General features: G+C 44.1%; 7 protein-coding genes. 2 read left to right on the plus strand and 5 right to left on the minus strand.

Annotation, left to right across the window (positions count from 1 at the left end; all coding sequences use genetic code 11):
- Positions 1-62: 62 nt before the first annotated feature.
- Positions 63-1,307, minus strand: a complete 1,245-nt coding sequence (locus DS742_RS12615; protein WP_117417349.1) for a 6-phosphofructokinase — start codon at positions 1,305-1,307, stop codon at positions 63-65.
- Positions 1,308-1,578: 271 nt separating this feature from the next.
- Between DS742_RS12615 and DS742_RS12620 the strand changes: the two genes are divergently transcribed.
- Positions 1,579-1,896, plus strand: a complete 318-nt coding sequence (locus DS742_RS12620; protein WP_117417350.1) for a hypothetical protein — start codon at positions 1,579-1,581, stop codon at positions 1,894-1,896.
- 48 nt (positions 1,897-1,944) lie between these two features.
- On the opposite strand, the gene DS742_RS12625 is transcribed toward DS742_RS12620, so the two are convergent.
- Both DS742_RS12625 and DS742_RS12630 read right to left on the minus strand, forming a co-directional pair.
- Positions 1,945-2,559 (minus strand): histidine phosphatase family protein, encoded by a 615-nt coding sequence (locus DS742_RS12625; RefSeq protein ID WP_117417351.1) that lies wholly within the window; start codon positions 2,557-2,559, stop codon positions 1,945-1,947.
- A 17-nt stretch (positions 2,560-2,576) separates the two neighbouring features.
- Positions 2,577-3,182, minus strand: coding sequence for a sigma-70 domain-containing protein (locus tag DS742_RS12630; protein ID WP_170313449.1), 606 nt, complete (start codon positions 3,180-3,182; stop codon positions 2,577-2,579).
- Between the two features lie 138 nt (positions 3,183-3,320).
- Here DS742_RS12630 and DS742_RS12635 point away from each other — a divergent pair, with 138 nt between their 5' ends.
- Positions 3,321-4,196 (plus strand): LysR family transcriptional regulator, encoded by an 876-nt coding sequence (locus tag DS742_RS12635; protein ID WP_117417352.1) that lies wholly within the window; start codon positions 3,321-3,323, stop codon positions 4,194-4,196.
- A 38-nt stretch (positions 4,197-4,234) separates the two neighbouring features.
- Here the strand turns inward: DS742_RS12635 and DS742_RS12640 are convergent, their stop codons facing one another.
- Positions 4,235-4,744, minus strand: coding sequence for a GNAT family N-acetyltransferase (locus DS742_RS12640; protein WP_117417353.1), 510 nt, complete (start codon positions 4,742-4,744; stop codon positions 4,235-4,237).
- Positions 4,713-7,121, minus strand: a complete 2,409-nt coding sequence (locus tag DS742_RS12645) for an ATP-dependent DNA helicase (protein WP_117417354.1) — start codon at positions 7,119-7,121, stop codon at positions 4,713-4,715. The genes DS742_RS12640 and DS742_RS12645 overlap by 32 nt, the downstream gene beginning before the upstream one ends.
- Positions 7,122-7,188 lie beyond the last annotated feature (67 nt).

Below are 7,188 nucleotides of genomic sequence, written 5' to 3' on the forward strand. Positions count from 1 at the left end.
TCATTAATCACTTTAATTAATAAACGGTGCCGAACTTAATCCGATTCGGCACCGTTTTTTATTCATTTGGTATGATCTTTGCAATACAGATGTCTTGGAAGGCCATCCGCCATGATGGGAGTCAGCTCCGCCTGAATGAGAGGGCGGATATAACTGATAAACTCTTCTGTTACATAATCACCCGCTTCATTGATCCATTCTCTTGGAACCTTTTTTTCAATGTTTGCAATCTTATGGACATCATAAATATCTGTTACGCAGATGTAGGGATCATCAGAGATTCGTTTTAAAATTACCATCTTTCCTGTTTCCCCCTCAAAAGCTGCCTTCACAGCAGCTCCTCCCACCTGGTAAGCCTCTGTTATATCCACTCTGGAGACCATATGGGAAGCACATCTTTGGAGGGAACTGAACTCAATGGCTCTCGTCTTGCAGCCTGTTTCCCTTGCGATCCGGCCTGCAAGGTATCTGGCCGCTCCGGTAAGCTGCCGGTGTCCGAAGGCATCCACATAGTCCACATTATCCGTCAGTTCGCAGACATATCTGCCGTCTTCCACCCGGATTCCTTCAGAAATGGCAGCCACCACCGATTTTTTCCGTTTGTGAAGCTCAGCCACCTTCTTCATAAATTCTTCTATATCAAAAGCAATCTCAGGAAGGAAAATCATATCCGGCCCTTCACAGTCCTCACACTTTGCCAGCGCCGCAGCTCCGGTAAGCCAGCCTGCATTCCGTCCCATAATTTCAATCAGGGTTACATTCTGCTGATCGTACACAAGACCATCCCGGATTACCTCCTTTGTAATGGAACCGATGTACTTTGCAGCACTTCCATATCCTGGCGTATGATCAGTTGCGGCCAGATCATTGTCAATGGTTTTCGGAACACCCATAAAACGTATCCTGCTGCCGTTTAAAATAGAATAATCGGATAGCTTCTTAATGGTATCCATGGAATCATTTCCGCCTATATAGAAGAAATATTCAATCTCCATGTCTTCTAATATTTTAAATATTTTTCTGTAAATCTCCTGATCTTCATGGATTTCCGGCAGCTTATATCTGCAGGAGCCAAGATAAGACGATGGCGTCCGCTTTAACAGCTCGATATCCAGATCACTTTTAATGTGTTCGGACAAGTCCACCACACGGTTTTCAAGCAGCCCCTGAATCCCATGAAGCATTCCATATACGATTTTCGCCCCTCTGTCCTTCGCCGTTTTATACACTCCCACAAGGCTGGAATTAATCACTGCGGTTGGTCCTCCCGACTGGCCGACGATTACATTACCCCTGATTTCCTTCATATTGACAGATTCCTCCCTGACGCTTTTTGTAAGTACTTACAATATTGTGATAATGTTATCATAATATAGAGACAACAGAAAATCAACCCTAGATAAATGATTCACAATTTTTCATTGTCTTACAACAGGAACAGGATTGGTCAGTTTCTTCTGAATAATTACAAATTTACTTATTTCGACATATCTCTTCATCTTTTATAACACCGCTTGAAAAAAAAAAGATTTTACAATATAGTAGTAAAGGATTTTTTTATGAAGGAGCGTTAATTGAATGGAACTTGATCAGCAGTTAAAAGATTTATCCGAGAAATACTTATTTGAAAGCACACAGTATCAGACAGATGAGCAGACTCCCAATCTGGAGGTATGTTTACAGCTTAGGGAAAGCCATATTGATACTTTTATCCAGAAGGCGGGACAGCTTAATTCCATCGTGGAATCCTGCGCCAATATGGTAGGCATATTCGATACCTCCGCCTCCAAAGAGGTTATGCTGAAAACCACCATCCGCTGCAGCGGTCGTGACAGGCTGTTTATCCGCACTACACCTTCCATGATGAAAATTCTGGTTGAGACATTGTTTGATTAAAGATCAGGGAAAGCTTTAAAAGGCTTTCCCTTTTTTATATTGCAGACACTATAAAGATATCATATGGGAAGTATCATTCTTTTCCATCACAGTAAAAATTTCAGTCAGTGGGCTGTAATGAACCGTAGTGATGCTGGCATTCTCTACAATAATGCTTTCCTCTTCCACATCCGGTCCCAGCATGACGGAAACCAGCCAGGCAAGAGTCGCCCCATGGGAGACCACTGCGATATCTTCCCTTCCACCGGTTTGTTTTATTATCTCATTTAATGCCGTCTTGCATCGGTTGATAATCTCTTTCTGGCTTTCTCCGCCAGGAGGTGCAGCCTGGGCAGGATCGGTTACCCAGTGTCTGTATTCTTTGGGATAAGCTTTCTCAATCTCTTCCCATGTCAGCCCTTCCCACTTTCCGAACTCCACTTCTATGAGCTGGGGCATTGGGATGATTTCTGCCTCCTGCCTGCTTCCAAGCGCTTCTGCCGTTGCCATCGCTCGTTTAAGCGTACTGGAAAATATTTTTTTCACCGGTCTGGACTCCATACCTGCAGCCAGTTTCTCCGCCTGCATAAGCCCGGTTTCATTCAGCGGGATATCATGGCTCCCCTGAATCTTTCCCTGTATGTTCCAATCTGTCTGTCCATGGCGTATCAGATATATCTTCATCTTTTTTCTCCTGGTATTTAAACTTCGTAGTCGTAATCTTCCTCATCGGATTCAGTAATTTCCAGATCACTGACTTCTGACAATGCCTCTAAATCCGCATTTTCCGCATTCAGACTCACTGCATCCATTGCCATCTTCATAATTCCCTGAATTTCATCCACGCTCATTTTCATCTTATCCGCAAGTTCCTCCACAGTAGCCTCCCGTCCAAGCTCTGCTGCAAGTGTCTGGGAGATCTGGGAAAGAACATTGACTCTTGCCGCCAGTTCCTCTCCTGTCCGGTCTGCAGACTGTTCCTCTTCCACAGCCAGTTCCAGAGCTTTCTTTATTCTTTGTGACACATAGCTGTCAAATCCGGTTTCCCCGCCTGCTTTTGCATATTCTTCCACTGCCATTAAAAGAGCCATGTTGGCCTCCTGTACCAGATCAGTCAAAAGCACGCCCTTTCCGTCATATTCCCTGGCATATTCCAGAGCAGTTCTTAAGTTTCCTTCTACAAGCCTCTTTTTCGCCTCCTGATTTCCGCCCCTTAAATCCGAAATCAGCTTTAACTGTTCATCTCCTGTACAGGGTGCGATCTCTCCCATCTCATCCAGATACATCTGGTAAAAATTATCATGCATATTTTTTTACTCCTTTATTTATAGTCACCTGATTCCTGTGCCCGTTACTATACCTCAGTCCAACAAATTTGTCAATTTCCTTTACAAATCCATCATTATTGTGATAGAATATCCTTATATTTATAAGGAGGGCTAATGATGGATATTAATTATGAACTGTACAAAGTTTTTTATCATGTTGCCGCAACACTTAGTTTTTCGGAGGCCTCCAAACAACTCTTTATTTCCCAGTCTGCAGTCAGCCAGTCAGTAAAGGTACTGGAAAAGAAATTAAATCAGACACTCTTTATCAGAAGCACCAAAAAGGTTCAGCTCACTCCGGAAGGGGAGATCCTTCTAAAACACATCGAGCCTGCCATTAACCTCATCCAAAAAGGAGAAAACCAGCTTCTGGAAGCCAATACCTTAAACGGAGGCCAGCTGCGCATCGGAGCCAGTGATACCATCTGCCGCTATTATCTGGTCCCTTATTTAAACAGATTCCATAAAGCCTACCCGAATGTGCACATCAAGGTGACCAATCAGACCTCCATCGAATGCGCCCATTTACTGGAGAACGGTCAGGTGGATTTCATCATCACCAACTATCCCAATTCAGGTCTTTTAAGTTCCCAGAAGATCCGGGTGATTAATGAATTCGCAGACGTATTTGTGGCAAATCAGGAGTACTTTCCATTAAAAGGGGAGACCGTTAACCTTCAGAAGCTTCAGACCTATCCCATTCTTATGCTGGACCGGAAAAGCACCACCAGTGAATTTCTCCATCATATGTTCCAGAAGGAGCAGCTGGACTTAGTTCCTGAAATTGAATTAAGCAGCAACGATCTTTTAATCGACTTGGCACGCATCGGGCTTGGAATCGCCTTTGTCCCGGATTTTTGCATCCCGAATAATGACAGGGATTTATTCCAGGTGAGGCTGACAGAAAAACTGCCCACCCGCCAGATGGTTGTGGCCTATAATGAAAATATACCCGTTTCTCAGGCTTCCAGACAATTTATGGACATGCTTTGACCGTATTCCCGCTGCCGGATGATTCTTCCGGCAGCGTTTTACTTTCCGTAAACCATAAGGTAGTTTCCCCATTGTTCGTCTTCAAAGGCAAAATCTTCTTTTTTATACTGTTCCTCTTTAAATCCTGCTTTCTCATAGCACCGTCTGGCTCCGGGATTGCAGTCAAATACATTTAACGTGATCCGTTCCATTCCCAGAAATTCTTTCCCGTAACGGACTGCCATTGACACCATCCGTTCTCCAAGTCCCTGTCCCCGCAGGCTCTGGTCGATGACAATAAAACCGAGATGGACGCTTTTATTCTCATAATCCACTCTGGACATTCGAAAGCTTCCTACCGGAACTCCCCTCTCATTTAACGCAGTAAATCCGAAGGCATAAGGGTCATTTTCCAACTCTTTGTAATACCGGTCCAGCTGACCGTCTGACAATGGAAATAGAAAATGTTCTCTGCACCACATTCCAAGCATACGCCGGTCCGTAAGCCATTTTAACAAATACGTTCCATCCTCTCTTTTATACGGTCGTAATCTCAGTATCTGCTCCATCACCTTTCTCCTCCTGCCTGCTGTCCCAGAAATGTCTGGCAACCTCTTTCGCATTCTTTAATTTCACTTCATAAAAGCTGTCCCACTCCCTGGGAAACAGCGCCTGATATTCGGGACGCATAAAGCGTTCATCAAGAAGGGCGATAATCCCTTCATCCTGAGCCGTACGTATTACCCTTCCGGCTGCCTGCATGACCTTATTCATGCCAGGATACTGATAGGCATAATCAAATCCTTTGGATGATTTTTCCTCAAAATAATCTTTTAAAATATCCTGCTCCGTACAGACCATAGGCAGTCCGGTTCCCACTATGATAACGCCGATCAGCCTTTCATCCTTTAAATCAATGCCTTCGGAAAATACGCCGCCCATAACGCAGAGACCTACAAAGGAATCTTTCCTCTCCCTGGAAAATTCCATTAAGAACTCTTCTCTGTCCTGCTCATTCATATGAGACCCCTGGGCAGAATATGTGACAGAGCCGTCAGCCGGGACTTTCTCCTGCAAAATGGCTTCTATTTCTCTTAAATACTGATAAGATGGAAGAAACACCATATAATTTCCTCTTCTTGCAGATACGATCTTACCGATGTAATCTGCCACCTTCCGGTATTCGTTTCTGTTTCTTCTTGTATAACGGCTGCTCACATCCGTCCCCACCATCAACAGCCGCTTTTTCTGGTCAAAGGGTGAATGGGCATAAACGGCATATTCCTCCTGGTCGCCGCTTAAAAGCTCTTTATAATAGGAAACCGGGAGCAGCGTTGCCGAAAAGAATACGGTGCTGTTTCCTTTATTCAGACACTCTTTTAAATTCTTTGACGGATTTACACAAAACAGCCTCAGCATAAAACGGCCGTCAGGCATGAGTTCCGTATAGATCCGGTAATTATCATCCAGCCGGTCATAGATATTAAGAAGCTTCCTTAAATCAAAGAAGAAATCCAGCACCAGGTCCCGGTCACCAAATTCAGCATTTTTCTCCATAAACAGTTCCATTTCCCCAAATAAGGTCATGACACTGGTAATAAAGAAACGGATGTCTTCCAGAATGCGGTACCCCTCACACTGCCGTTTCATTTCCAGCAGTTCTTTGTTACACCGGTCAAGCAGACGGCTTATTTTTTCATTCATGGGCTTAATGATCTTTTTAATAAGAAGAAAGTCCTCTTTCCAGATAGCTGCACTGTACATCTCTCTGGCTCTTGGAACCAGATTATGAGCCTCATCAACCAAAAATATATATTCTCCTGTAATGCCTTCAGAAAAATATCTTTTTAACCTGACATCAGGATCAAAGACATAATTATAATCACAGATCACTCCATCCACCCAGTTGCTGATATCAAGGCATAATTCAAAGGGACACACATGAAATTTACTGGCGTACTGCAATATCACATCTCTGGTGATTCCAAATTCGTTATGGATGATCTCATAGACACAATCCCCCACACGGTCAAAATGTCCCTTTGCATAGGGACAGGCATCGGGATTGCATTCCGGTTTTTCCAGAAAGCAGAGCTTTTCCTTCGCTGTGATGGTGACGGTGCTGAAATAAAGTCCCTTTTTTCTTAGAATATCGAATGATTCTTCGGCGACTCCCCTTGTAATGGTTTTTGCCGTTAAATAAAAGAGCTTATCTCCCAGCCCCTCTCCGATTGACTTTACTGCCGGAAAGGCTGTGGATAGTGTCTTTCCGATTCCGGTAGGTGCCTGAATGAATAAATTACGCTTCCTTTGTATACTGCGAAATACAGAAACCGCCAGTTCCCGCTGTCCCTGACGGTAGGGATATGGAAATTCCAGTTCCCGGATGGATTCATCTCTTCTTATTCCATGGCTGTACAAATACCTTGCCCATTTTACATATTCATGAATCAGCCCCTGAAACCAGGTCTCCAGTTCTTCAAAGGACTTCTCTGTCTGAAAGCGGCGGATCTCCTCTGTCTCTATGTTACAGTAGGTCACCTGCATGACCGCCCCATTCTTCTGCTTGTCAAAACAGTAAAAATAGCCGTAACACATGACCTGGGCCAGATGAACAGGAAACGGTTCGTCCAGATAGGACAAATCCATATAGATTCCTTTGATTTCATCTATGATCAGTTCTTCCGGTTTGTCGATAATCCCATCCGCTCTTCCTTCCACCAGAATCTGGAACTGATCTTCCTCAACCACATGCTTTAATGATACCTCAGCCTTGTAATCGGCTCCCATGCGGCGCTGGATCTTTCTGTGGATCCGACTTCCCTCCTGCATGGCATTCTTTTCCGCAGTAAAATTACGGCGGTTATCCAGGTCACCGGAACGCAGTACGAATTCCACCAGATTTCTGACGGATATGCTTAATATCTTTTTCTCTTCCTTCTCCATTCCGGTCCCCCTTCTTTTTATCGTTATTCCAGCCAATCAGCATATGAATCATGACCACCGGCTTAGC

This window comes from Lacrimispora amygdalina (assembly GCF_003432035.1).
In the GTDB taxonomy this organism is placed as follows: Bacteria; Bacillota; Clostridia; order Lachnospirales; family Lachnospiraceae; genus Lacrimispora; species Lacrimispora amygdalina.